At 70.4% G+C, this 23,277-nt stretch carries 24 protein-coding genes; 17 read left to right on the top strand and 7 right to left on the bottom strand.

Annotated features, from left to right (window positions below):
• Window positions 1-34 precede the first annotated feature (34 nt).
• Window positions 35-754 (top strand): bifunctional 2-polyprenyl-6-hydroxyphenol methylase/3-demethylubiquinol 3-O-methyltransferase UbiG, encoded by a 720-nt coding sequence (locus AA75_RS42260; RefSeq protein ID WP_051740781.1) that lies wholly within the window; start codon window positions 35-37, stop codon window positions 752-754.
• 234 nt (window positions 755-988) lie between these two features.
• On the top strand, window positions 989-1,354 hold the full coding sequence (locus AA75_RS42265; RefSeq protein ID WP_233289441.1) for an HIT domain-containing protein: 366 nt from the start codon (window positions 989-991) through the stop codon (window positions 1,352-1,354).
• A gap of 16 nt (window positions 1,355-1,370) precedes the next feature.
• Here the strand turns inward: AA75_RS42265 and AA75_RS46785 are convergent, their stop codons facing one another.
• Window positions 1,371-1,769 (bottom strand): glycosyltransferase, encoded by a 399-nt coding sequence (locus AA75_RS46785; RefSeq protein ID WP_082527246.1) that lies wholly within the window; start codon window positions 1,767-1,769, stop codon window positions 1,371-1,373.
• Between the two features lie 14 nt (window positions 1,770-1,783).
• Between AA75_RS46785 and AA75_RS50555 the strand changes: the two genes are divergently transcribed.
• The gene (locus AA75_RS50555) at window positions 1,784-2,008 is read left to right on the top strand and encodes a hypothetical protein (RefSeq protein ID WP_033825821.1); all 225 of its coding nucleotides are present in this window, start codon (window positions 1,784-1,786) and stop codon (window positions 2,006-2,008) included.
• 62 nt (window positions 2,009-2,070) lie between these two features.
• Here the strand turns inward: AA75_RS50555 and AA75_RS42280 are convergent, their stop codons facing one another.
• Entirely contained in the window at window positions 2,071-3,243 is a 1,173-nt protein-coding gene (locus tag AA75_RS42280; RefSeq protein ID WP_033825822.1) for a glycosyltransferase, read from the bottom strand.
• A gap of 366 nt (window positions 3,244-3,609) precedes the next feature.
• Between AA75_RS42280 and AA75_RS42285 the strand changes: the two genes are divergently transcribed.
• The gene (locus AA75_RS42285; RefSeq protein WP_233289442.1) at window positions 3,610-4,524 is read left to right on the top strand and encodes a hypothetical protein; all 915 of its coding nucleotides are present in this window, start codon (window positions 3,610-3,612) and stop codon (window positions 4,522-4,524) included.
• 130 nt (window positions 4,525-4,654) lie between these two features.
• Here the strand turns inward: AA75_RS42285 and AA75_RS42290 are convergent, their stop codons facing one another.
• The 4 genes from AA75_RS42290 to AA75_RS42305 form a co-directional block, all read right to left on the bottom strand.
• Complete coding sequence (locus tag AA75_RS42290) at window positions 4,655-5,839, bottom strand: cytochrome P450 (RefSeq protein WP_033825824.1); 1,185 nt, start codon at window positions 5,837-5,839, stop codon at window positions 4,655-4,657.
• A gap of 8 nt (window positions 5,840-5,847) precedes the next feature.
• The gene (locus AA75_RS42295) at window positions 5,848-7,101 is read right to left on the bottom strand and encodes an MAB_1171c family putative transporter (protein WP_149038693.1); all 1,254 of its coding nucleotides are present in this window, start codon (window positions 7,099-7,101) and stop codon (window positions 5,848-5,850) included.
• 25 nt (window positions 7,102-7,126) lie between these two features.
• Window positions 7,127-7,615 carry a hypothetical protein gene (locus tag AA75_RS42300; RefSeq protein WP_082527248.1) on the bottom strand — a complete coding sequence of 163 codons (489 nt, stop codon included), beginning with the start codon at window positions 7,613-7,615 and terminating at the stop codon, window positions 7,127-7,129.
• Between the two features lie 441 nt (window positions 7,616-8,056).
• Window positions 8,057-8,479: a helix-turn-helix domain-containing protein gene (locus AA75_RS42305; RefSeq protein WP_033825826.1), complete on the bottom strand. Its 423-nt coding sequence runs from the start codon at window positions 8,477-8,479 to the stop codon at window positions 8,057-8,059.
• Window positions 8,480-8,847: 368 nt separating this feature from the next.
• On the opposite strand from AA75_RS42305, the gene AA75_RS42310 reads away from it, so the two are divergent.
• The 8 genes from AA75_RS42310 (at window position 8,848) to AA75_RS42345 (ending at window position 15,966) form a co-directional block, all read left to right on the top strand.
• Window positions 8,848-9,189 (top strand): hypothetical protein, encoded by a 342-nt coding sequence (locus tag AA75_RS42310; RefSeq protein WP_033825827.1) that lies wholly within the window; start codon window positions 8,848-8,850, stop codon window positions 9,187-9,189.
• A 239-nt stretch (window positions 9,190-9,428) separates the two neighbouring features.
• The gene (locus AA75_RS42315) at window positions 9,429-10,799 is read left to right on the top strand and encodes a helix-turn-helix domain-containing protein (RefSeq protein ID WP_051740785.1); all 1,371 of its coding nucleotides are present in this window, start codon (window positions 9,429-9,431) and stop codon (window positions 10,797-10,799) included.
• Window positions 10,796-11,464, top strand: coding sequence for a DciA family protein (locus AA75_RS42320; RefSeq protein ID WP_051740787.1), 669 nt, complete (start codon window positions 10,796-10,798; stop codon window positions 11,462-11,464). The genes AA75_RS42315 and AA75_RS42320 overlap by 4 nt, the downstream gene beginning before the upstream one ends.
• A gap of 93 nt (window positions 11,465-11,557) precedes the next feature.
• Window positions 11,558-12,088, top strand: a complete 531-nt coding sequence (locus tag AA75_RS42325; RefSeq protein WP_051740789.1) for a WhiB family transcriptional regulator — start codon at window positions 11,558-11,560, stop codon at window positions 12,086-12,088.
• Window positions 12,085-13,344: a DUF2637 domain-containing protein gene (locus tag AA75_RS53870; RefSeq protein ID WP_233289443.1), complete on the top strand. Its 1,260-nt coding sequence runs from the start codon at window positions 12,085-12,087 to the stop codon at window positions 13,342-13,344. Before AA75_RS42325 ends, AA75_RS53870 begins: the two co-directional genes overlap by 4 nt.
• Window positions 13,341-13,565, top strand: a complete 225-nt coding sequence (locus tag AA75_RS42335; protein ID WP_033825829.1) for a hypothetical protein — start codon at window positions 13,341-13,343, stop codon at window positions 13,563-13,565. Before AA75_RS53870 ends, AA75_RS42335 begins: the two co-directional genes overlap by 4 nt.
• A gap of 339 nt (window positions 13,566-13,904) precedes the next feature.
• Window positions 13,905-14,252, top strand: coding sequence for a plasmid mobilization relaxosome protein MobC (mobC, locus tag AA75_RS50560; RefSeq protein WP_149030347.1), 348 nt, complete (start codon window positions 13,905-13,907; stop codon window positions 14,250-14,252).
• Window positions 14,233-15,966 (top strand): relaxase/mobilization nuclease domain-containing protein, encoded by a 1,734-nt coding sequence (locus AA75_RS42345; protein WP_233289444.1) that lies wholly within the window; start codon window positions 14,233-14,235, stop codon window positions 15,964-15,966. Before mobC ends, AA75_RS42345 begins: the two co-directional genes overlap by 20 nt.
• 198 nt (window positions 15,967-16,164) lie before the next feature.
• Here the strand turns inward: AA75_RS42345 and AA75_RS42350 are convergent, their stop codons facing one another.
• Window positions 16,165-16,428, bottom strand: a complete 264-nt coding sequence (locus AA75_RS42350) for a hypothetical protein (RefSeq protein WP_033825830.1) — start codon at window positions 16,426-16,428, stop codon at window positions 16,165-16,167.
• A gap of 92 nt (window positions 16,429-16,520) precedes the next feature.
• On the opposite strand from AA75_RS42350, the gene AA75_RS42355 reads away from it, so the two are divergent.
• The 5 genes from AA75_RS42355 (at window position 16,521) to cas5 (ending at window position 23,277) form a co-directional block, all read left to right on the top strand.
• On the top strand, window positions 16,521-17,219 hold the full coding sequence (locus tag AA75_RS42355) for a hypothetical protein (protein ID WP_033825831.1): 699 nt from the start codon (window positions 16,521-16,523) through the stop codon (window positions 17,217-17,219).
• A 2,383-nt stretch (window positions 17,220-19,602) separates the two neighbouring features.
• Entirely contained in the window at window positions 19,603-20,151 is a 549-nt protein-coding gene (locus AA75_RS42360; RefSeq protein WP_199520559.1) for a CRISPR-associated endoribonuclease Cas6, read from the top strand.
• Window positions 20,148-21,581, top strand: a complete 1,434-nt coding sequence (locus tag AA75_RS42365; RefSeq protein WP_051814361.1) for a hypothetical protein — start codon at window positions 20,148-20,150, stop codon at window positions 21,579-21,581. The genes AA75_RS42360 and AA75_RS42365 overlap by 4 nt, the downstream gene beginning before the upstream one ends.
• Window positions 21,578-22,603: a type I-B CRISPR-associated protein Cas7/Cst2/DevR gene (cas7i, locus tag AA75_RS42370; RefSeq protein ID WP_033825833.1), complete on the top strand. Its 1,026-nt coding sequence runs from the start codon at window positions 21,578-21,580 to the stop codon at window positions 22,601-22,603. Before AA75_RS42365 ends, cas7i begins: the two co-directional genes overlap by 4 nt.
• A complete protein-coding gene (gene cas5 / locus AA75_RS42375; RefSeq protein ID WP_033825834.1) occupies window positions 22,600-23,277 on the top strand; it encodes a CRISPR-associated protein Cas5 in 678 nt (225 codons plus the stop codon). The genes cas7i and cas5 overlap by 4 nt, the downstream gene beginning before the upstream one ends.

A 23,277-nucleotide genomic window follows, 5' to 3' on the forward strand; every position in this document is an offset into this window, starting at 1 on the left:
GGCGCCAACGTCAGCAAATAGGGAAAGAGTACGCATGGACCCCACCACGCTCCGTCCGGTCGGCCACGACGCCGAGGACATCGCGAGCGCGAAGGAGCGAGGCTGGAGCGATCTGGCACCCATCGACGACGCGTACCAGGCGGGCGAGATCACGGCCACCGAGTGGCACGCCGCCGTCTTGGGCGTCATCGAACCGGCCTACCTCAACGGCGACAACCCGCGGGCCCAGTCCGGCCACAGCGGCGACGAGACCCGCTGGCGAGAAGCCCGCAGCCTGCTCGTCGACCTGCTCCCGCCCCACGGTGGGACGTTCCTCGACATCGGATGTGCCAACGGCCACCTGATGGAGAGCCTGACCGACTGGGCGGCCGAAGCCGGGATCATCATCGAGCCCTACGGGGTAGAGATCTCCACTGCCCTTGCCGACCTCGCCCGAACCCGCTGCCCGAAGTGGGCGCGTCGAATCTGGACCGCCAACGCGATGGGCTGGAAGCCTCCACACCGCTTCGATGCCGTCCGCACCGGCGTGGACTACGTGCCACCGGACCTGCGTGGAGCGTACGTGACCCATCTGCTGGACTATGTCGTCGCCCCGGGCGGCCGATTGATCATCGGCGTCTACAACGAGGAACGAGACCAAGTCACAACGGCGGACCTGCTGCGGTCCTGCGGCTACACCCCGGCCGGTACCACCACAAGAGACCACCGTCACCCCAAGATCCAGTACAAGGGTCTATGGCTGGCCAACGCTTGAGTAAGCGCTTCTCTGCTGGCGCGTCACCAGCACCGCGGAGGAGCGCAGCCGCGAGGTCAGCAGCAGCGTTCTCAACCCACGGCCAGAGTCTTATGATTGTCCTGCTAATTAACCGATGTGAGTGATCGTCAGCACACGGCTGTACTCTGGGTCGCTGGTTGGTCAACTTCAATGACTGCGGTGCCGCGAGCACTTCCTGCCCGGGTTCGCCGCAGAACCAAGGACAGGTGCACCGTGACGACTTCAGAGGCCCCGGTGACGGTTTCGGACTTTTACTGCAACGAGGCATTGAACGGCCGTACGCCGGTGAAGGTGGTGGAGGAGACCGACACGGTGCTGGCGTTCGAGCACACCAGGCCGTCCTACCCGGTGCACATCGTGGTCGTCCCGAGGAAGCACATCCCGTCGCTGGCGGACCTCGGCGACGGCACCGAGGAAGATCTCGCCGACGTTCTCCGGGTGGTCCGGAAGGTCGTGGCGCGGGTGCGCGAGGAGTACGGCGCGGCGTGCGTCGTGACGAACGAGGGCGCGTACCAGGAGTCGAAGCACATGCACTGGCACGTGCTGTTCCGCGGCAACCTTCCGGAGGGCCTGGCCTAGGCCGCCCGCGGGTGGCTCAGCGGGCGTGACGGCCGCCGCGGGCGGGAGAGGGCAATCGTCCTGGTGGCGATGTTCCGCGCGGTGTGGCGGACGGCTTCGGGGTCGGGGTGACGTCGGGTGCCTCACAACGCGGGCAGCAGTTGCTCGCAGGCGCGAAGGAGGGGCTTCCCGTCGCCATCTCCTCGTCCGCGACGACAACGCAGGTGGCACGTCGTGCGTACGCCTTCGCGTTGTCGAGCTGGTCGCCGCCGCTTACGGAGGCTGGCAGCGGGACGAGGACGGCTGGCTTGGAGAGTGCCTCCGGCTCCGCGAGTGTGGTGGCGCCGGCGCGCCCGATGACGAGGTCGGCGAGCCAGAGGGCGTCGACCATGTCGGCGTCGAGGCACTCGGATGCGGGCAGCGACTGCATGGTCATGACCCCTCCATGACGTGGTCGGCGAGCAGGCCGCGCAGCGCGCGCGGGTGGTCGATAGGGCTGGCTGGCAGGCCGAGGCGGTCGGCCAGGTGTGCGGTGGTGGCGACTGCGACCTCGGCAGCCGGATGTACCTCGACCACGACGACCGCGACGTCCCCGACCCGATGGGCCGCCCCGCCGCTGAATTCGCCGCCTGCGCCCTGCTCATCGAAGCGGGAGCCGTACTCCACCTTCGCTGACCCGCACCGACCGGCCCCGGTGGCCGACCTCGAACGGGGTCGGCCACCGGGGCCGGTCCGGTTCAGGGGCTGGCGGCGTCGAGCACCACGTCGACCAGGCGCTGGGCCGCGTCCGGGCGGCCGTGCTCGCGGGAACGCGCCGCCATCGCCCCGCGCCGCGCCGGGTCGGCGAGCAGCGGGTCCAGCGCCTCCCGCAGGCCCTCCGCCGTGACGTCGCCGATCAACGCGACGGCCGCGCCGGCGTCCTGAAGGTGGACGGCATTGTGGGCCTGCTCGTTGCCCGCCGAGGTGGGCAGCGGGATGAACACTGCGGCCTTGCCGAGCGCGGTCAGCTCCGCGAGCGTCCCGGCGCCGCTACGGCTGACTACGACGTCCGCCAGCGCCAGCACGTCCGGCAGCTCCGCCCCCATGTAGCCGGTCAGCAGGTATCGAGCGGCCAGGTGCGACGGCAGCGCCTCAACCGGGCCGCGCAGTGCCGCCTCGTTGGCCGGGCCGCACTGGTGGACGACATTCGCGTGCTCCAGCAGCCACGGCAGGACCGCCGACACCAGGGTGTTGATCTGCACCGAGCCCTGCGCGCCGCCGGTGACGTACACCGTCGGCAGCGACCGGTCGAAGCCGTCCAGGCCCAGGGCGGTCACCGCCTTGTCGGCCTGCCCGGTGAGTACCGCCGGGCGCACCGGGTTCCCGGTCATCACTGCGGTGCGGCGCGCGGACTCCGGCAGCAGCGGCAGCGTCGACTCCGAGGACACCGCGACCCGGGTCGCCGCCCGGGCCAGCACCTTGTTCGCAAGCCCGAGTCGCACCGTCTGCTCGTGCACCACCAGCGGCACCCCGCACGAGCGCGCCGCCAGCCCGACCGGCACCGCCACGTACCCACCCGTCGCCAACACCACGTCCGGTCCGAACTCCGTGATCAGCGACCGGGCCTGCGCCGCGCCCAGCGGCACCCGGCCCATGTCCCGCACGTTCGCCGGGGAGATCATCTTCAACGGGTTCGAGGAGCGCCGGACCTTGCCGGTGGCGACCGGTGCGAACCGGATGCCCTCCGCCGGAGCGACTCGGGCCTCCAGCCCCTCAGCGGTGCCGATCCACAGCACCTCCACCGTTCGACCCTGTGCCGCGAGCCGGCCCTGCAACGTTTGCACTGCGGTCAGCGCCGGGTAGGTGTGCCCGCCCGTGCCGCCGCCAGTCACAACCAACCGCAGCGGTCCGCCCTGCTCGTTGAGCCCCATGCCCGTCTCCCATCGACCATCGCGTCGCACATGTTGACTGAGACCCCTCAGCCTACGGTGGAACGGACACTGTCCGTTGTGGCTCGGTTCCAAGGCGTACCACCCTGTCGGGCCCGAGAACCGCACCGACCTCACCGCCATCACCCGGAGCACGCTGCGTACGCCCGCCTCTATACCGCTGGCAGCAGATGCAGGAGGAGCGGGCTGCGCGCACTGTCGTTCTGTGTGATCAAGGTCGCTCGGCGTTGGCTTCACTTGCGGACGGTTCGCGGCTATGGTCCGTCGTCCCTCCGGTCGGGACAGTCCCGACCGAGGAACGAGGAGGTCCCCCTGCGCGTCCACCGCAGCCCGCACCCGTCCCGCTTCGTGATCATCCCGAACGCTCTGGCGCAGAACCGCGCGATCTCGTACACCGCGAAGGGTCTGTTCGTCGACCTGATCTCGCGGCCGGAGGAGTGGCGGGAGACCTGCCGGCAGATGGCGGACTCCAGCCCGCAGGGCCGGAAGTCGGTTGAGGACGCGCTCGACGAGCTTCGGGCGTGGGGGTACTACCGGGTGGATGTGGTACGGCTGCCGAACGGCCGACTCCGGTCCGAGGCCCATCTTTTCGACGTGCCGCAGCGGTCGATGCTGCCGGGTGCCGACATACCGGCGTCCGGTGAGCCGGAGTGCGGTGATCCTGACGCCCTTCTTGGAAAGTACCTGGTCAAAGAACCCTCCCTCCCTGTCGCCGAGGAGCCGCAGGCGGAGGAGCCGCGCGGATCGCGGGCCGAGGAGGAGCAGGGAGGGAGGGAGGACGAACTCGACTCCCGAACGACCGCCGACGGCGGGGAGGAGGCCGACGAGGACACCCGGGCGGCGGCTGTGGTCCTCCTGCGGGCGGTCCGACCCGAGCGCAGACTGCCGCTCGGCGAGGCCGAGGCGGCGGTGCTCGCTCCGCTGGTGCGGGCGTGGCTGGACCGAGGCGGCTCCGAGGAGGGGCTGCGCGAGGCGCTGCTGGCCGGTCTGCCCAGCGTGGTCTACTCGCCGGCCAAGGTGCTGCAGAGCCGCCTCGAGCGCAAGATGCCGCCACCGCAGCGCCTGAGCGCGACGCCGTCGCGACCCAGACGCTTTGCTGAGTGCGAGGAGTGCCGCGATCCGCTGCCGGAGCCGGGTCTGTGCCCGACGTGCTCGGGAACTCGCCGCCAGAGCGGTCCGGATGAGGCGCGGGCAAGGGTGACGGCCAGGGGGCGGGCCAAGGTCCGGGCTGCGATGGCCACCGGGGCGGGGGAGGCCGCGTAGGCCCTGTTGTCAGGCGCGGAGCAGACCGGTGACCCTTGCTGACCTGGGTGAATACTTGTGGCCCCGTGTGGGGCCGGTGCGACACGTGTGCGGGGGCGAGGAGATCCTCCCGCCCCCGCACGGCGCGAGCCTAGAGTGTCACCGGCAGGGCGACGAGGCCGCGGACCAGCCGGGACTGCCGCCAGACGAGCTGGTCGGTCGGGACCGCCAGCTGGAGGCCGGGAAACTGCTGCAGAAGGATCGTGAGGACGATCTCGACCTCCGCACTGGCCAGCGGTGCGCCGAGGCAGCGGTGGATTCCGTAGCCGAAGGCGAGGTGGCTGGCGGCGTTCGGGCGGTCGAGGTCGAGTCGGTCGGGGTCGGGGAACTTCGCCGGGTCGCGGTTGGCCGCGCCCGGGCAGACGAAGACCGGGCTGCCGGCGGGCACCGTGGTTCCGGCGAGGTCCACCTCGTCGGGAGCCCAGCGCCACGTTGCGATGCTGACCGGGGAGTCGTACCGGAGCAGCTCGTCGACGGCACCGGCGATGCAGTGCGGGCTCGTGCGCAGGTGATCCAGATCGGCGGGGTGATGGAGCAGCGCCAGCATGGCGTTGCCGATCGCCGCGGTGGTGGTCTCGTGGCCGGCGACCAGGAGCAGCACGGCGAGCGAGAGCAGCTCGTCCTCGCTCAGCCGGTCCTCGTCCTGGTCGTGGACCGCGATCAGGACGGAGAGCAGCGAGCGGTCCGGGTGGGCGCGCTTGGTGGTGATCAGCTCGGCCATGTAGCCGGCCAGGGCGTGGGAGGCCGCGTCGATACGGGAGTGGTCGCCGGTGGCGAAGAGGTCGGTCGACCAGGAGCGGATCAACGACCGGTCGACCGTCGGCACACCGAGGAGCTGGCAGATGACGGTGACCGGCAGCGGGCCGGCCAGGTCCTCGACGAGGTCGACCTCGGTGCCGGGCTCCCACATCCCGATCAGCTGCTCGGCCAAGGCGCGGATGTAGGGGCGGAGTCCGTCGATCTGGGCTGGGGTGAACGCCTTGGTCACCAGCCGCCGCAGCCGGGTGTGCTCGGGTGGGTCGACGGTGAGCATGGTGCGGGCGACGGCCGGGTGGAGTGAGCGGCCGGAGGGCTTGTCCGCGAAGTAGGCGCCGGCGTCCTTGGACAGCGGAGCGGTGAACGCCTGCCGGGCCTCGTCGTAGCCGGTGACGACGGCCATGGTGGAGGCGCCGCCGTCCAGCGACGCCTGCAGGACCGGGGACTTCGTCCGCAGAGCGGTGTAGGTGGGATAGCGGTCGGCGTAGAACGCCGGGTCGGTGAAGGGCGAGGAGGCCATGTCGATTCCTATGCCGCAGTCGCAGTGGGTGCTGCTTGCCGCTGGACGGCTACAGCGGTGCGGACGATGTCGTTGGTCGCGTACTGCTGGGAGACCGAGCGTAGCCAGAGGGCCTCGGCGCGGAGGTCTCCCGCGCGGGCGGACTCGCCGGTGGCCTGGGGAGCGGGGTCGTCCTGGTCCCGGGCACCGGTGCGGGCCGCCTCGATCGCTGCGGCGACGACGGCCGCTTCGACGATGGCGGCGCCGGTCGCGGTGCCGGCCTGCCCTCGGCGTTCGACGGCCTCCGTGGCCATGCGCTGGATGGCGCGGGAGCGATGGTTGTCCAGGTCGAGGATGCCGTCGCAGACCTCCACCACCCTGCGGTGCAGAACGACGTCCGGGTCGGTCTCGATGACGACGGCACGCAGGACGACCTGCGGGCGAACCGCGGTCACGTCCGTCCACAGCGGCAGGAGGTCCTGGGCGGTCTTTCGCTCCCACCGACGGCGCAGCAGTTTGGCGGCCGGCCACAGCAGGGCCGGGACCGTGAGGCCGGCGGTGATCAGCAGCACGCCCAGCAGCGGCGCGGTGAAGCTGAAACTGCAGCGGAACGGCGTGACGAGCGTCGTGCAGCGAGGGCCGCCGGGGAACAGCTCGACCCCGGCGATGGACGCGCCGGCGTTGACGACCTTGTAGGCCAGGTAGAGCAGGACGAAGAAGCAGCCGATCGCCGCTCCGCGAAGCCCTGCACGGTGGACCCGCCAGGGCGACTGGCTGCTGCGACGCCAGGTCTGGGCGAGGCAGTCGTAGGTGGCGTGCCCCGTCACCAGCACGTAGGCGAGGGTGTAGACGTGGAGAAGGATGGGGGCCTGGCCCCAGTGGGTGTTCGTGAACTCGCTGCTCCAACGGCGGTCTGCGGGGACCGCGAAGAAGGCGACAGTCATCACGGTGACCGCCGCACCGAGGAAGGCAAGTCGGGGCCGGAGCCTTCTGCGGGCCTCGGCCTGCTCGTGGTTGAGGAACATGAGCCACGAGACGACGCTGACGCTCGCGACGAGCATCAATACGTTGCTGACCAGCTTCGCGAGGTCGCGGGTGACGTCGTCCGCAGCGTCCTGCACGCCGGGGTGGAAGCCCACGATGGCGACGGCCCAGGCCAGCAGCATCGTGATCGTGCTGCCGGAATGAGCCGGCCGTGCCTGGCCGTCTCGGCGCGGGCGAATCCAGAACAGGGCGGCTGCCACAAGGAGGGCGGGGAGCCCGAGCGTAATGAGGCGGATCATGGCTGGCGGCTCTTTCGGGGTCAGGTCAGGTGAACATCGCGTTCCACCGCTCGTCTGCGGCGGTGGGACGCTTCGCGGGCATCACGGTGGCGCGGTACATCCGCTGGACGATGAGGCTGGCCATCAGCTCGGCCTCCTGCTCGTCCTGCTCCTCGTAGGACGTGCGGGCAGAAATGCCGAGAACCGACCAGTCGATCATGTCGGCCAATTCGTCATCCGAGGGGATATCGGAATAACGGATCGAGCCCTTGTGCCCGCAGAGGATATGGGCCAGCTCGTGGCAGACGATCTGGCTTCGGTGAAGCGGTGACGTGTTTATCTCGAAGGAGATGACCTCGCGGTCCGAATACCTCTCACGGAGGCCGCAGGCGAAATTCCCCTTCATGTCACGCGCTTCGACGTAGATCGGGCGGCCGATCAGCGTGGAGACCGCCTGGACCAGCTCCTCCTCGCTGAAGCGATGAGGCAGGAGCGGGAGAAGGTCGCCGAGGCGGTCCTCGCAGGCCGCATGCACAATCCCCTCCTGGAATGATCTTGGGTGAGTCCGTGCTCATGGCGACGGCCTGCACCGTGGTCGTGACAGAGGCGATCGTATGCATATCCATGAAGATCGTTCTCGTTAATGATCTCCACGCGACAGAGGGGGGCCGGGAGGGCCTCTGCGACTTTGTTTCAGGTCGTGACAGAAAGTGCCGGTGTGCATGATGCAACCACCTGGGATGCGCGAGACCATGGGGCGGGATTGGGTGACGGGGCGTTAGTTCATCACCGAAAGTGAGTCAACATGCCCACGTCAAAATGGCCTCGTGATCTGCGTCTCAGTCTCGTATCCACCCCCATTTCGTCCGCGCCCCGGGACGGCGTGCCCCGAAAGCCGAAATGCGCACAGACTCGCCGGGCGAGTCTATGCGCATAGATGAGGTTGAAAAATAAAGGACCCGGCGGGCCCGGACGCTCAGGGCGTGCCGGGCTCCTCGGGGTCCAGCCCCTGGGACTTGCGCGCGACGGTGATCATGTCGGCGACGAGCTTGCGGTTCTCCGGGGTCAGGTCCTTGCTGCGCAGGGCGATCGACTCGATGCCGGCATCCCGCATGGCGTTGTGGAGGTCGCGGTCGACCAGCACCTCGTCGAGGGGCTTGTCGGTCACCCAGATGTCCGGCGGCACGTCGAAGAACCTCGCGACCATGACCAGGGTGTTGATCTTGGGGTTGTCGTTGGAGCCGGACTTCATCTGCTTGAGGGTGCTCTCGCTGACGCCCGTGCCCTTGGCGACCTCGGGGATCGAGTAGGGCCCCCGCTCCCGGGGGTGGCGGTGCTCCAGCAGGTAGTTGAAGATGCCGGCGATCCGCGTCGCACCCTCTCTCGCGGCCTCGTTCATCGGCGCTCCCTCGTGTCAGATCGTCCCACGCGGACACTTTAGTGCCCGATGGTGCTCAAGTGCACATCTCGATCGACAGTTAGCTGTCCCCCTGGCCGGTATTTTGGTGTACGTTGATCGCACCCGGTGGACAGTTAACTGTCGATTGCCTGGTCAGGGGGTGTTTCGCTTCGCCCTGGACGAGGTGGGCGGCAGGGGGAACCGGCAGCAGATTGCTGCCGGGACCGAGTCCGCGGGCCGTCCTCGGCGGGCGTCCGGAGATTGCAGCTCCTTGATGCCACCCGCCGAGGGCGCGGATCACGTCCGAAGCAGCTCGGCCAGCCTGTTCCACCACGCGGCCGGTCTGCTCCACCGCCCAGGAGTCTCCCATGCCCATCCTTGCGGGTACAGCCGGGTCGCCGTCGCGACCGGCCGCCACCGAGATCGCCACCGCCCCGGCCGCCTTCGTTGAGATCCTCGCCGGCCTCCTCGAGCCGCGCGCCGCCGTCGTGCGGCTGGACGCCGGTACCGGCGGCTTCCCCCGCACCGCCAGCGCGTTCGACGCCGAGGGCCAAGCGGTTCCGCAGCCCCTCGCCTACCGGCAGGCCGCAGCCCGGTGGATCGTCCAGTGCTTCCCCGGCCTGGATCCCGACCACGCCCACGAGCTCGACCTCGTCACCGGCCGCCTGACGGCAGTGGCCGTCACCGACACGGCCGCCGTGGCCGCCTGACCGGGAAGTCCCCCCGACACAGCCCGACCGTCTCCGACCCGCAGGCCCACCGCCGCCGCGACGTCGGCTGATCAACCCTGCTCCGGCCCGCGCCGTGAGAGCCCCCGGCTGCCCCTCCCGAGCGAGACAGCCCCTGCCGGTGACGCCGCAGGAGAGCCTCCACCGCGCACAGCCGCCCGCACTCGCCGCCGCGCCCCGGCCGTCCCGGGCGCTGGCCGCCATGCCCAGCGAGGACTTCCGTGCCCAGCATCCCCCTGCCCGACCGCGCCGCCGAGGCGCACAGCACGGAGAGGACGACGAGCGCCTCCGGCCTGCTCGTTCCCGATTCTTCCCAGTGGATATCGACCACCACCGGCCGCATCGCGCCGGACACTTACACCTGGCTGCAGGCCGTCCACTGGGCGTCCGACACCCAGGCGCACGCCCCGGCCCGCGCCCACGGCCCGCGGTTCGGCCCCACCACGCTCCGGATCGCCCAGCTCCTCGCTCAGCTCACCCCGTGCAGACCCGGCGTCGGCTACCTCGTGCGGATGCTGAAGGTCTCCGAGCGCACCGTGCAGTACCACCTGTCGATCCTCCGGGAGTCCGGCCTGCTCAGCTACACCACCAAGGGCAGCCGCGTGCGTCAGGTGGGTGGCCGGGCCAGCGAGTTCGTCCGCACCATCCCGCAGCGGTTCGACGAGGCCATCGGCCTGCGGACCGCCGAGTCCGAGACCTTCATCCGCAAGGTCGTCGGCGTCGCCTCGGACGAAGGCCGCCACGCCCTCGCGCAGCTGGGCAAGAAGGCCCGCCGAACGGTTCGCCGAACCAAGCGGCGCAGCCCCGGAAAGGCCGGCAACCGCTCCTCGTCAACCTCCCCTCGTTGCACCCCAATGGGGGTCGGTGCTGTCACGTCTTCTCCTGCAGCACCTACCAACAATCCCTCTGAGAACGACATCGCGAACGGGAACGACCAGCAGCACCAGGGGGAACGGAAGGGCCGTCGGCGGCTGAACCAGGTTGGTCGCCGCCACCAGCTCGGACTCGAACTCGTCCGCCAGGTCTCCTGGCTCAGCGGCAGCCCGGTGCCGCGGGTCGCCTGGGCCGTGCGCCACCTCGCCGACGCCGGGTGGACCGCCCACCAGGTCATCGCCGTACTCGCTCAGCGGACCCCGGCTACCCGGATCCACCGCCCGGTCGGATTCCTCACCGCCCGCCTGGCCGGAGCCGAGCTGCTGTACGACACCGAGGCCAAGCGCGAGGCGATCGTCGCCTGGTGGCGCGACTCGCCGCAGGCGGCTCGGGATCGGCACGCCGAGTGGGCCGGCACCTGGCAGGCGCCGCGCAGCTCCGCGGTCCAGAGCCTCTTCCGGAACGCCTGGGCGAGAGCACGGGAGACCGGCCGCCCGTCGCTGGCCGTCCTCGACGAGCAGCCCACCAGCGAGGAACACCGCGAAGCCCGCACCACGGCGTGGCGCCAGTACCTCAGCGGCAGACCCGCCCTGGTCACCTCCGCCCTGGCCATCGCCGGCCGGGAGCAGGCGGAGCAGATCTACGGGCCCGACCTCGTCTCGCGTGTCCTCCGCCTCCGCGCCACCTCCAGCCACCTCCGAACAGGAGCAGCACGATGAACGACCACCAGCCCGCTACCGGGATCGACCTCGCCCGGCTCGCCCTCCGGCGAGCCCGCGCCGACGCCGCCAAGCGCCCCGACGGCATGGTGAAGACCCGGACCGCCGGGTCGACGGCCGGGCCCCGGCGCGGCCGGGTCGACCCGGTGGGCCTCGGCGCGGCCCTGTCCGACCTCATGGTCCAGCACGCCTGGCAGGAGCCGCTGGCCGGCGGCGGGCTGCTCGACCTGTGGCCGGCCGCCGTCGGCGAACTCGCCGACCACGTCACCGCAGTGAGCTTCGACCACCAGACGGGCCGCCTTGACGTCCGCGCCGAGTCCCCGGCGTACGCGACGCACGTCCGCACCCTCGCCCCTGCGCTCGTCGCAACGCTCAACCAGGCCAACGGAGAAACGATCCTGCGCAGCATCCGAGTGCTGGGCACCCACCGGGCCCACGCCGCAGCGGAAACCCGACCGACCGCCCGCAACGCAGCCCCCGCGCCGGAACCCAAGATCAAGACCCGGGAGGACGCCTCGCCCGGCTACCTGCGGGCCCTGGCCCAGCTCCAGGCCAGCCGCCCGAGCGCACCCGCGGACTCCAGGACGAGCCCGGCGGTCGACCGGCGGATCAGAACGCTGGCCAGAGAGATGGCGCCCCGTCTCTCCGGCACCCGCCCGCGCTAGCCACCGACAGGCCGGCGCGACCGCCCCCGGTCGCGCCGACCCGCCCCCGAACCTCCGCGCCCCGCCCGCGGACCCACCCGGAGACCCAACCCCGTGTCCACCATCACCTCGATCGCCACCCGCCGCGACCACACCTGGGTGCAGCGCGCCGCCTGCGCCGGCACCAACACCCCTGACCGCTTTTACCCCCTGCCCGACCAGGCCGAGGAGACCCGGGCCGCCAAGGCCCTGTGCGGCAACTGCCCCGTCAGCGACGAGTGCCTCACCGAAGCACTGGAGACCAACGACCGCTACGGGATCCGCGGCGGCCTCGTCGAGAGCGAGCGGATCGTGCTGCACCGCCTCAGCACCGTCGGCCGCTGGGAGGAGGACCGCGTCGTCGCAGCTCTCAACGGCCGCCCGGTCCACCTCTCCCGGCAGGAGAAGCACAGCGTCTGCGTGGTCGCCGCCATCCTCGACCTCGACCTGCGGATCTGGGCCCCAGTGCTCGGCATCGGCCGCAAGCGCGCCTTGACCCGAGTACGCGAGGCCCGCGCCCAGTTCGACGCACAGCCTTTCCTGCTCCGGCGCGAGCAGCGCATCGCCGGCGCGTTCAGCCCGGAGGCTACGGCGGTGGCGGCGTGAGTGAGACCAGCGAGCCGAGTCGGATGTCCCGATGGGACAAGGCCGCGATCGGCGTGATGGGCGCGGTCGGCGGAACCCTGAGCTACGACGCACTGCAGCAGATGGCCGTCGCCATGCACGTCCGACCCGAACTGAGCTACCTCTTCCCGGTCGCGATCGACGGGTTCATCGCGTACGGCGTGCGGGCGCTGGTTGTGCTGAAGGAAGCGCCGCTGCGGGCCCGCGCCTACACCTGGTCGGTGTTCGGCGGAGCCACAGCCACCAGCGTCTGGGCCAACTGGACCCACGCCGTCCGTCTGAACGAGACGACGACCGGCCAGGGATTCCACCTGAACAACACCGCGGTCGGCGCGCTCAGCACCATCGCCCCGCTGGTCCTCGGCGGCGCCACCCACCTGTACATCGTCATGTCGCGGCATACCTCCTCCGCCGCGCAGGCCAACGAGACGGCTGACGCGGAGACCGAGAAGAACGGGGCAGCTCGAACCGACCAGAGTGACCCTGACGAGCCGACCACGGTCCGGTCCTGGTGGCGAAACCGCTTCCGCCGTACCCGCCCCGAAGTTCAGGAACTCGATCACGCTCCGGCCATCGCCGAACAACCGCACCTTCGGCTGATCAGCAGTCCGTCCGGTCCGGTACCCGCGTCCGGTCCGTCCGGTCCGGTCGCCGGTCCGGTGCTGGGGTCGGGTTCGTCCGGTCCGGTCGCCGGTCCGGTGCTGGGGTCGGGTCCGTCCGGTCCGGTCGCCGGTCCGGTGCTGGGGTCGGGTCCGTCCGGTCCGGTACCCGCGTCCGGTCCGTCCGGTCCGTCCGGTCCGTCCGGTCCGTCCGGTCCGGCACCCGGTCCGGCACCCGGTCCGGTACCCGTGCCCGGCTCGTCCGGTCCGGTCGCCGGTCCGGTGCTGGGGTCGGGTCCGTCCGGTCCGGTGCTGCTGTCTGGTCCGGTGCCCGTGTCGGGCTCGTCCGGTCCGCTACCGGCAACCGGACGGGCGCGGGTGAAGCTCGAGGTGCTGGTCCCTGTCGCCAGGCAGGCCGCCGCGCGGGCCGGCCGCACCAACCGGGAGGTCGTGGCCGCCGGGCTCCGCGAGCAGGGCTACTCCATCAGCAACGAGCGGATGGGCAAGTTGCTGCAGATGATCGAGGACACCGACGCCAAGCCTCCGCCGACTCCCCCAACCGGCACCACACGCCCATCGCACTCCGTCGCACAGCGACCCCACCCCACGCCCAACTCGCTTCCGAGGAAACGCCCATGACCCGCACCACCACGCCGAAGACCACGCCCGATGCCCTGATGAGCCTCCTCCTGGAGCAGCGTCTCGTCCGCACCGCCACCGCCGCCAGCGACGGAAGCTGGCTCGTCCGCCGGACCACCCACGGGCCCAAGGTCGTCCTGGAGGGCCCCGTCGAGGTCATGGACTACGGGCTCGGAGTGCTTCTCGATGCCAAGCTCGACCTGGAGGACATCGCCGCCTGATCTGGCCAAAGTGCTTGCCCAGTAGCGCAGTTCGGTGCCTGACCGCTTGGCCCCTACGGCGCAGCAAGCTATCGCGAAAGCCGGGCTTACGCCCGGTTTTCGCACTTGCCCTCGCCCCCAGGAGGGGCGAGGGAGACCGAGGACGAGTCGAGCGCCCCCGCTCGACTCGTCCTCGGTCTCCCGGCACCAGGGGGTGCCGGGAAGGAGAAGGAGGAGGAGACGATCGAACTGCTGAACGATGCCACCGAGCCGACCGCTGAGCCGACCACCGACGCGCCGCCCGCGCGCCGCCCGCGCCGTCGCCACCGCGACCCCCAGAGCCGCACGTGCAAGCTGACCGTGCGTCTGAACATTGAAGAGAAAACCGAGATCGACACCGCCGCCGCTGCCCGCGCCGTCACCGTCGGTCGCTTCCTCGCGACCAGCGCCATCAGCGCCGCCCGCGGAACACCCGCTGACCGCGACCCCCAAGACCGCCTCGACCGCGCCGTCGACGAGCTTGCCGCCTCCCGCGCGCAGCTCGCCCGCGTCGGCAACAACCTCAACCAGATGGTCTTCGGCCTCAACGCCGCCGGCTACGTCCAGCCGACAGAGCTGGCCCCGACCCTCGGAGCCGTCCGCGCCGCGGTCGCTGCGGTAGACGACGCCGCCGCCCAGCTGGTCGCCGGTGGACCAATTGGTCCCTGATATCAGCCGCGGCAGCAAGACGTACGGCCTGTTGGCCTACCTCTACGGCCCCGGCAAGCACGACGAACACTTCGACCCACACCTGGTGGCGAGCTGGGACGGCTTCGCGCCCGACCCCGGCCGCGACCCCGCAGCGAACCTGAAGCAGCTGGAGCAGGTCCTGGACCTGCGGGTCAACCAGCTCGGACCGAGGCGACCGAAGAAGCACGTCTGGCACTGCCCCGTCAGCGCCGACCCCGACGACCGGCTGCTCACCGACGAGGAGTGGGCCGAGGTTGCCCGCCGCGTCGTCGCCGCCGCCGGCATCGCCGAGCCCGGCGACCCGGACGGATGCCGCTGGATCGCGGTCCGCCACGACCCGCGCCACATCCACATCATGGCCACCGTCGTACGCGGCGACGGGCGCCAAGCCCGCCTCAACGGTGACGCCCAGCGCGCCCAGGACGAGTGCCGGCAGATCGAGAAGGACCTCGGCCTCAAGCAGCTCAATCCCGGTGACAAGACCGCCGCCAAGCGCCCGACCAGCGCGGAAACCCACAAAGCCGAGCGGCTCGGACGACCGGAACCCGTCCGCCTCCAGCTGCGGGACCAGGTGCGCCGCGCCGTCGCGGGCTGCGCGAGCGAAGCCGAGTTCTTCGACCGCCTCGCCGCCGCTGGCCTGCTGGTGCAGCGGCGCATCGGACCCTCCGGAGACACCCTTGGGTACTCGGTCGCTGACCCGGACGACCGCAACGGCAAGGGCGACCCGGTCTACTTCCCCGGCTCGAAGCTGGCCCCCGACCTCTCCCTCCCGCGCATCCGCAAGCGGCTGAGCGGCGGCGTCCGGGCCGCCGGGGCGAGCACCGCCGAGCCGGGCGACCCGGCCACCGGCACGGCCCGTGTGCCCGGCTCCAAGGCCGCCCGCGCCCGCCGGGACGCCGCAGCCGCGGTCGACGACGCCACCCGGACCATAGAGGAAGGGAGCGAAGAGGACGCAGCAGGGCAGCTGGTCGGCGCGATCGAGATCATTGACGTGCTGGCTGTCCGCGCTCCGGCCGACACCAGGGCCCAACTTCTATCTGCAGCGCGGGCGTTCGAGCGGGCATCACGCTCCCATGTGCGCGCCGAGCGGGCCGACAACCGGGCGGTGCGAGCAGCTGCCCGCGAGATGCTCAGCAGCGGCTACGCCGGGAACAGGTCCGAGGACGGCGGTGTGACCGCGATGCTGCTGTCGGCGCTGATCCTGCTGGCCATCGCCTCAGCCCGGTGGCACTCCGCGCGCTCGCACGCCCAGCAGGCCGCCGCCGCCAGCGCCGCTGCCGAGCAGCTGCGGGCGGCGTACGCCACGGTGGCAGCCCGCCCGATGGCGGCCATGGCCGCGCGAGGTCGCTCCCTTCCGCAGTCGGTCCGCGAGCGCCAGTACGCGGTGATCCGGGCGCAGTTGCCCGAAGCCGTGGCCGGCGAGCACGGCGGGAGCGACTGGGACGCGCTCGCGGCCACCCTCGCGGAGGCGGAGGCAGCTGGCCACGACCCGGCCGCGCTCCTGGGGAAGGCCAGGAACCGTCGCGAACTCGACACCGCCGACTCTGTCGCCGCGGTCATGGTATGGCGGGTGCGTCGGATCGCTGAGCTGTCGGCCCTGCCCTCAGTTGAGCCCTCGAGGTTCGGGCACCGCACAAGGAACCAAGGGGCGGTCACCCCGACGCCTTCACCACGCCGCCGGCCATCACGCTGACCGAGCGGAGATACGGCTGGCATCGGCCCGCTCCCGTGGTCGCGCTCTGAGAAAGCAGCACCGAGGACGCCACTCGCGGGTGGCGTCTCCGGTGTTCCCCGATGTGCCAGAGCGCCGTAGTCGTCACCGAGTGGGCTGACCGACCTGGGAGACCTGTTGCACGCGAAGGTGCTCGCCCAAGCCGCCGGCATCGCCTGATCACAGACTCCGCAGCGCCCTCTCACACTCGCGGCAGCGCTTCTCCTCCAGCTCCGCCGGGTACCACGGCTCTCCCGGCCGGGAAGGGCTGTAGTGAGAGTGCTCCATGGCCTCGGCGTTCCGGCCGCACAGTGTCCGCGGCAGCGGGTCCTCCGGAACATCGGGGTCCGATCCTGCGGCGTGAACCGCGAGGACGACGGGCTCGACACCGTCCGGCCCAATCTCCGCGTCGGGTTCAAGCTCGAAGAGAACGATCAGCGCCACGCACCAACCCTGCGGCACCCAGCCACCCGCCGCATCCCGGGGATCGTCCGATTGCGCAGCCAGCGGGAGACTGAACGAAGGAGGTACGTGCGATGACCAACGAAGAGGAGAGCGAGTCACAGGAGCCGCTCATCATCTCTGCCGAGGACGAGATGACGGTCAACACCTCGATGCTCGCCATCAAGAAGACCGCCGCGGGGGATGTCACGGGCCTGCGGACGGGTCGGAGCGTCGACGGTCGGGAGGCCGGAGCCGACGTGACCGATGACGGTCGGGTCGTCGCCCACACCGCCGGCCCGACACCCCAGAAGGATGACCGGGAGCGGAGATGCGGGCAGATTCTGGTGAACCACCTGAACGCTCAGGGCTCCCGGTGGGGCGTGCCCCAGTTGGCCCCCGGCGGAAGGCACGAGCAGGGCGTGGACTGCATCGCCGTCGACACTGAGGACGACACGATCAAGCTGCTGATCCAGGTCACGATGGTCGACCGCACCGACACTTGGAAGCAGCTCAGTCAGACCAAGGCCGCCGCCCACCCGGAGACAACAGTCGATGAGATCGTCGAGTCGGTGAGGACAGCGATCGAGGACAAGCGGTACCACCCAAAGAAGGGCATCCACCTCGCGCTCGACGCCACCGATAGCATCAGCTCTGCCCTGCCGCCGGTCACGGACGCCTTCCGGACCGCGTACGGCGAGTGGACGGCCGGCCTCGGATACGAAGGTGTCTACCTGGTCGGCCCGGAGAACCTAGTCGCCCGCCTGGACAGGCCCGGCGCTGGACGCGGCTGACGTCGACCGCATCCGTCCGGGCCCACCCGACCATCAGACCGGTCCAGACCAAAGACATCGCGTTGCTACCCCTCCCAGGGGCGATGGGCCCGGCTCCGACGGTCGCACCCGGACCGGCACTGACTAGTTCCTACCCCTCCGAGGGGCGATGAGACCAAGGCGAAGGCGTTCTGGGAGGCGCACAGTTGGTAGTTGCTACCCCTCCGAGGGGCGATTAGGCGCCTACGTCATCAGCCCGGTCTACATCGCCAGCCCGTTGTTACCCCTCCAGAGGGGCGATGAGACGTGGAGTGAGCGAGCCGGTACGGTCGCTGCCTACCGATTGCTACCCCTCCCAGGGACACGACGAGCCCCTCGGGGCTGGCGACGTGGTTGCAGGCCGACATGATGTTGCTACGCCTCCCAGGGGGATGAGCCCGTCCCGGAGTTTCAGGAGAGCGCGGACCGTTTCTAGTTGCTACCCCTTCGAAGGGGCAATGAGCCTTGGCCGTGGCGAAACGTGAGATGTGCACCAACGAGTTGTTACCCCTTCGTAGGCGATGAGACCCGGCAGTGTTCGGTGTCCTTCGGGAAACCTGGTTTGGGTTGCTACCCCTCCGAGGGTCGATGAGACGAGTGGACCGCGTACGGGATGGCCGGCCACCACGGGTTGCTACCCCTCCGAGGGGTGATGAGATGAGCGAGGGCTGCATCCAGAGCCTGTACTGGGACATGTTGTTACCCCTCCGAGGGGCAATGAGACCGGCCGATCGACCGCAACACGAAGGAGGGGTTCGCGTTGTTACCCCTCCGAGGGCGATGATCCCCGAGGCGGGCAGGCACATCGAGGGGCGCGTCACCACGTTGCTACCCCTCCAAGGGGCGATGAATTCGCGGACGTCGGCCCGATCTTCACGGCGCTGACCGGGTTGCTACTCCTCCGAGGGGCGATCAGACGTTCGCCGCTGCCGGCACCCTGACCGTCATCACGAAGTTGCTACCCCTCCGCGGGGCGGTGAGACCAGCGACCGCGCAAAGCTCGCGCACAACGCCACGTTGTTGCTACGCCTCCCAGGGACGATGAGCTGGAGGACCCGATGACGCCCGGAACGCCCGTTCAGTAGTTGATACCCCTCCCAGGGGCGATGAGACCAGCGCGCAGTCGGACATGCTGATCCGCAGCCCGAGGTTGCCATCCCTCCGAGGGGCGATGAGAGCACGGTCCGGATCGGCTCCCACGACTCCGAGGCCCGGTTGCCACCCCTCCCAGGGGCGATGAGAAGGTCTCCGTGATCGGCACCGCCTGCTGGGACCTCGCGTTGCTACCCCTCTGAGGGGCAATGAGACCTGCCGCAGGATCAACGCCTGGCTGATCGCGAAGATCTTGTTTCCCCTCCGAGGGGCGATGAGACTACGTGGACCCGGAGGCGGACGAGGCGCCATGGTAGTTGCTACCCCTCGAGGGGTGATAAGCCACAGGGTGTGCCAACGCCCGGCATGAGATGGCTGATCACGTTGCTACTCCTCCGACGGGTGATGAGCCTTCAACAAGCGGATACGTAGTTGGCGGTCTGAGCCTGTTGCTACCCCTCCGAGGGGCGATGAGGCGAATCCGGCCCACTGGTCGCCGGTGGACTACGCGACGTTGCTACCCCTCCCAGGTGCGATGAGACGAAGATCTACGTCAACCCGATCGTCGCCCTCATCTGGTTGCTATCCCTCCGAGGGGCGATGAGACGGCCTGGCTCTCGGTGCTCACCATGACCGGATTCCCGTTGCTACCCCTCCGAGGGGCGATGGAATGTGGATCTACCTGCTGCTGGAGGTCTACACCCACCGGTTGTTACCCCTCCCAGGGTGATGAGACCGCGCGCTTCCCATTCTCGTGGGAGGCGTTCATGAACTTGCTACCCCTCCCAGGGGTGATGAGACCCGATGGTAACGCCGCAGGTCGGTATCCGTGTTGGGCTGGTGGTTGCGCCAGGTTCTGCAGTAGGGGCCTGGTGATGTTGTCGATCACGGAGTTGGGGGCTGCGGTGCGCAGTTCGGCTTCGACCTGGGTGGTCGCGGCCAAGGGTACGGCGGCGAGTGCCGCCGGGGCCCCGGGGTGACTGTGCGCAATCTTGTGACGGCTGTCAGTGGCGCCGTTTAGGGTCCTGGAATGTGCGGCTGGTGCTTCGTCAGCCCACTGGGTTGTCATGCCATTTGAGCGTTGGGATGCGGGATGAGGGTGCGGCTTGCCGTGGTGACGGCGGCGGCGGAGGTGCCGTGGGGCAGCGTGCTTGCCCCTGGTCGCGGGTTGGTCTACGACGTACTGGGGCGGGTGGCTCCCGAGCTTGGGCGCCGGTTGCACGAGAACGGTGAGGGGCCCCACGGGATGGCGCCGTTCGGGCATGGAGCGCCGGTGTTCTCGTCCGCTCGTCGGCGGCCGGGGCGGTACGCGGCGGGCGGTCGGGGGGAGGTCGAGTTCGGCAGCCCGGTGCCGGCCATCGTGGAGGCGCTAGCGGCCGGGTTCGCGGAGCGCGAGCTGTTGGACTGGGGCGGAGTCGCCCTGCGCCTGACGGGCGTTGATGTAGTGGAGCCGCCGGAGTTCGCGGACGGTCGGGCGGTGCTGCGGACCGCCACTCCGGTGGTGATGAAGGGCTCCGGATGCAGTCCGGAAGGGGTGCGTGGGCCTCGCCAGGCATGGGTGCTGCCGGCGGAGCTGGAGTGGGCGGGCTACTTCCAGGGCAACCTGCGGCGCAAGGCCGAGACCCTGGGTCTGGACGCCAAGGTCAGCCTGGAGTCGGTGTCCTGGGTGGGGCCGAAGAGGTCGTTCGCGGTGGGGCAGGGCGCCAAGCCGGGGGCCGCCGTCGAGGTGGAGCTGTCGGGAGCGCCGGAGACGCTACGGGCTCTGTGGAGCTGGGGCCTGGGGCAGGCAAACTCGGCCGGGTTCGGCTGGGTGACGGCATGACCGCGCCCGCTTGCGGTGACCTCGGCCAGGGCCGACTGGTGCTGACCGCACATCCCTTGCAGCGGGTGGGGGCGTTCGCGCTCGCGGCCCTGGCTGGCGACGGCTCTCCGGAGGAGACCACCGAGGCCGATTTCGAGGTGGCGCTGTCGCAGATGGCTCGGGACGCGCTGCGTGCAGCGCTCGGACGCGACAGTAAAGCTCTGGATGGTTTCTGGTTGAAGGTCAGCTACTCCTTCTTCCCCAACACCGCGATGAACCACCCCAGCAACAGCAAGCGCACCGATGCCGAGATCGCGCAGCGGGTGGAGCAGTGGCGGACTCTGCCCCCGCCGTCCGGCTGGCCGCCCACGGTCTGCGCACTGTGCTCACGGCAGGCCGTCGGGTACTACGGGAAGAGCGACGTGCCGCTCGCCGAGAGCCCCTCGTACCGCAACACCACCCCGCGAGGCCACGACGGGATGGCCTTGTGCTGGCCGTGCCTGAACAGCTTCTACGCGCTGCCCTACGGGGTGCGCCTCACGGGCGGGCCGTCCATCGCCCTGCACAGCTGGGACGACAACTTCCTTCAGCACGCCGTGGCCGAGCAGGTCGACCACAACCGAATGCTCGCCGCCACCGGCGACGCCAGCAGGCGGCAGACCGGAGCGCAGGAGGTCGTCGCGCTGACCGCGCTGCGCACCCACCGCCAGCCGATGGGCGCCGCCGTCGAGCTGCTGGTATTCAACAACAACAACCGCGGCCAGGAGCTGGAGATCCACTCTCTGGAGCAGCCGCTGGCCGAGTGGCTGCGCCGCACCCAGCGGCTGGCTGACAGGCGTGCGGGTTTCGCGGAGCTGGTGCGCGCCCACGCCAGTTCGTCGACTCCCGGGCTCGTGACCTTGGCCCGCAACGTCTTCCGCGCGCCCAGCCGGATCGTGTCCGCCGGCCACGGCCGGCTGCTCGGCGGCCTGACCCGAACCGGGCGGGACCGGTCCCGGGCCGAATCTCTGGCTGTGCTGCTCAACTCCTTCGCTACCGAGGTAATGCTGATGACCGAGAAAGACCTGGCCGAGATCGCCAGGACCGCACGCAACGTGGCCGTGCTGCTGAACACCGCCACCACCGGCGGCCAGCTGCGGAGCTTCCGCACCCTGCTGCGCGACCCGTCGAAGCTGCGCGCGTGGCTGACCTCCCAAGGCGTGCAGTGGACCGTCAAGCCGCCCACGGAAGCAGCGGGGCCGTTGGTGACCGAGCGGGGCTTCGAGCTGCTGTTCAGCCCGGTCTCGCAGAACCCGGCCTGGTTTCACCGGGACATGCTCCTGGTCGGTGTGCTGCAGGAACTGAACTCGCTCGGCTGGAAGCCCGAGCAGCCGGAGGAGGAGGGCGAGGAGGATCTCGATCCCCGCGACCTCGAAGCGATGACGTTCGACACGGAGGATGAGCAGCAGTGACGTACCTGGTTGGCAAGATCGTTCTGGATGTGGTGGCGGGAGCCCCGAACAACGGACTGGCGGAGGACAACAACGGCAAGGTCAAGCAGTTGCGGGTGGGCCGCGACGCCTACCCGTACGTGTCGGCGCAGGCGTTCCGCCGCTGGCTGCGCGACAGCCTGCCCGTGCAGGAGTCCCGTTCGCCGGTGACCCGCAGCGGTTCCGGCGCGAAGCAGCAGGCGTACACCGCGGGCCGCCCCGATCTGCACCTGGACGACGACCTGTTCGGGTACATGGTGGCGGTGAAGAAGGAGAGCTACGGTCGCGAGACGGTGCTGGCGACCGGCACGTTCGTCTCCGTCGTCCCCCAGCGCCCGACCAGCGACTTCGGCACCATGAGCCGGGACTTCCCCGCCGGCGAGCACCCGGTGATCCACTCCCACGAGCTCTACAGCGCCGTCCTGGCCGGGGACGTGCTCCTGGACCTCCCCCGTGTCGGTGTCTTCGAGACGGACGGCACCGGCCTGCGCACCGCGCTGAGCCCGGCCTCCGCCGATGAGGCCGTCAAGGCGGGTGCCGAGAAGACGACGCTGCGCGGCACCGGCGCGGTCAAGCTGCCGCTGGCGGAGCGCCGGCGGCGGGTGGACACCGTGCTGCGCACGCTCGCCGCGGTGCGCGGCGGCGCGAAGCAGGCCCTCCACTACGGTGACCGCGCCCCGGCGCTGGTACTGCTCGCCTCGGTCAAGGGCGGGGTGAACCCGTTCACCCGGATCGTCGGCGCCGACGACGGCCGGCCTGTCTTCCAGGCCGATGTGCTGCGCGAGGAGATCGCGGCGTGGAGCGACGAGCTGGACGGCCCGGTGCTGGTCGGCTGGTCGCCCGGGTTCCTCGGTGACCAGCGCGAGCGGGCGGTCAAGGACCTCTCCGATCTCGTCGACAGCGGCGCGGTGGTCTTCGGGCACCCCCGGGTGATCCTGAACGGCCTGGCCGACCGGATTGGTGCGGGCGAGCACGACGCCTGGTTCGAGGACCCCGCGGCATGACGGCTGCCTCGGTCACGGCGCTACGGGTGACGCTGATCGCGCCGGTGGTCTCCTTCCGCAACCACCTGTACGCCGGTGTGCAGGTCACCCATCCCTGCCCGCCCCCGTCCACCGTCGCGGGCATGCTCGCGGCGGCGGCCGGCGGCTGGGACACGGTCGACATCGGCCTGCGGTTCGCCATGGCCTTCCACGCCGCCGGCAGCGGCATCGACCTGGAGACCTACCACCCGCTGGACGCGACGGGGAAGGCCACGACCCCGGTGCCGCGCACCCGCGAGTTCCTCGCCGACGCCACCGTGCACGTCTGGCTGCTGGACGACACCGAGACGTGGCGCAGCCGGCTCCGGCGACCCGTGTGGCCGCTGCGGCTCGGCCGAAGCCAAGACCTCGTCGGTATCCGCCTCGACCACACCGTCCTCACCTTGGTCGAGGGCGAGCAGCGCGGGGCCGTCGTCCCAGCCTTCCCGAAGGCCCAGGGCACGCTGCTGCGGCTGCCGACGTCAGTGGCCCCGGGGCGGGAGCGGACCGTCTGGGGCGACTACCGGCACGACGCCACCGCCCGCAGCAGCACCCTGGTGCCCGGAAGCTGGTCGGACGCCGACGGCCAGGCCGTCCTGCTGCTGCCGCCGGTCCACCCCGGCGCCCACTTCACCACCATCGTCAGCCCGGCCTGA

Origin of the sequence: Kitasatospora sp. MBT63, assembly GCF_000710465.2 — a bacterium.
Classification (GTDB): Bacteria; Actinomycetota; Actinomycetes; order Streptomycetales; family Streptomycetaceae; genus Kitasatospora.

Coding starts and splice junctions, on each gene's coding strand:
- AA75_RS42260 (WP_051740781.1), top strand. CDS start 35: ATGGACCCCACCACGCTCCGTCCGGTCGGCCACGACGCCGAGGACATC.
- AA75_RS46785 (WP_082527246.1), bottom strand. CDS start 1,769: ATGACCATGCAGTCGCTGCCCGCATCCGAGTGCCTCGACGCCGACATG.
- AA75_RS42280 (WP_033825822.1), bottom strand. CDS start 3,243: ATGGGGCTCAACGAGCAGGGCGGACCGCTGCGGTTGGTTGTGACTGGC.
- AA75_RS42290 (WP_033825824.1), bottom strand. CDS start 5,839: ATGGCCTCCTCGCCCTTCACCGACCCGGCGTTCTACGCCGACCGCTAT.
- AA75_RS42295 (WP_149038693.1), bottom strand. CDS start 7,101: ATGATCCGCCTCATTACGCTCGGGCTCCCCGCCCTCCTTGTGGCAGCC.
- AA75_RS42305 (WP_033825826.1), bottom strand. CDS start 8,479: ATGAACGAGGCCGCGAGAGAGGGTGCGACGCGGATCGCCGGCATCTTC.
- AA75_RS42310 (WP_033825827.1), top strand. CDS start 8,848: ATGCCCATCCTTGCGGGTACAGCCGGGTCGCCGTCGCGACCGGCCGCC.
- AA75_RS42320 (WP_051740787.1), top strand. CDS start 10,796: ATGAACGACCACCAGCCCGCTACCGGGATCGACCTCGCCCGGCTCGCC.
- AA75_RS42335 (WP_033825829.1), top strand. CDS start 13,341: ATGACCCGCACCACCACGCCGAAGACCACGCCCGATGCCCTGATGAGC.
- AA75_RS42355 (WP_033825831.1), top strand. CDS start 16,521: ATGACCAACGAAGAGGAGAGCGAGTCACAGGAGCCGCTCATCATCTCT.
- AA75_RS42365 (WP_051814361.1), top strand. CDS start 20,148: ATGACCGCGCCCGCTTGCGGTGACCTCGGCCAGGGCCGACTGGTGCTG.
- cas5 (WP_033825834.1), top strand. CDS start 22,600: ATGACGGCTGCCTCGGTCACGGCGCTACGGGTGACGCTGATCGCGCCG.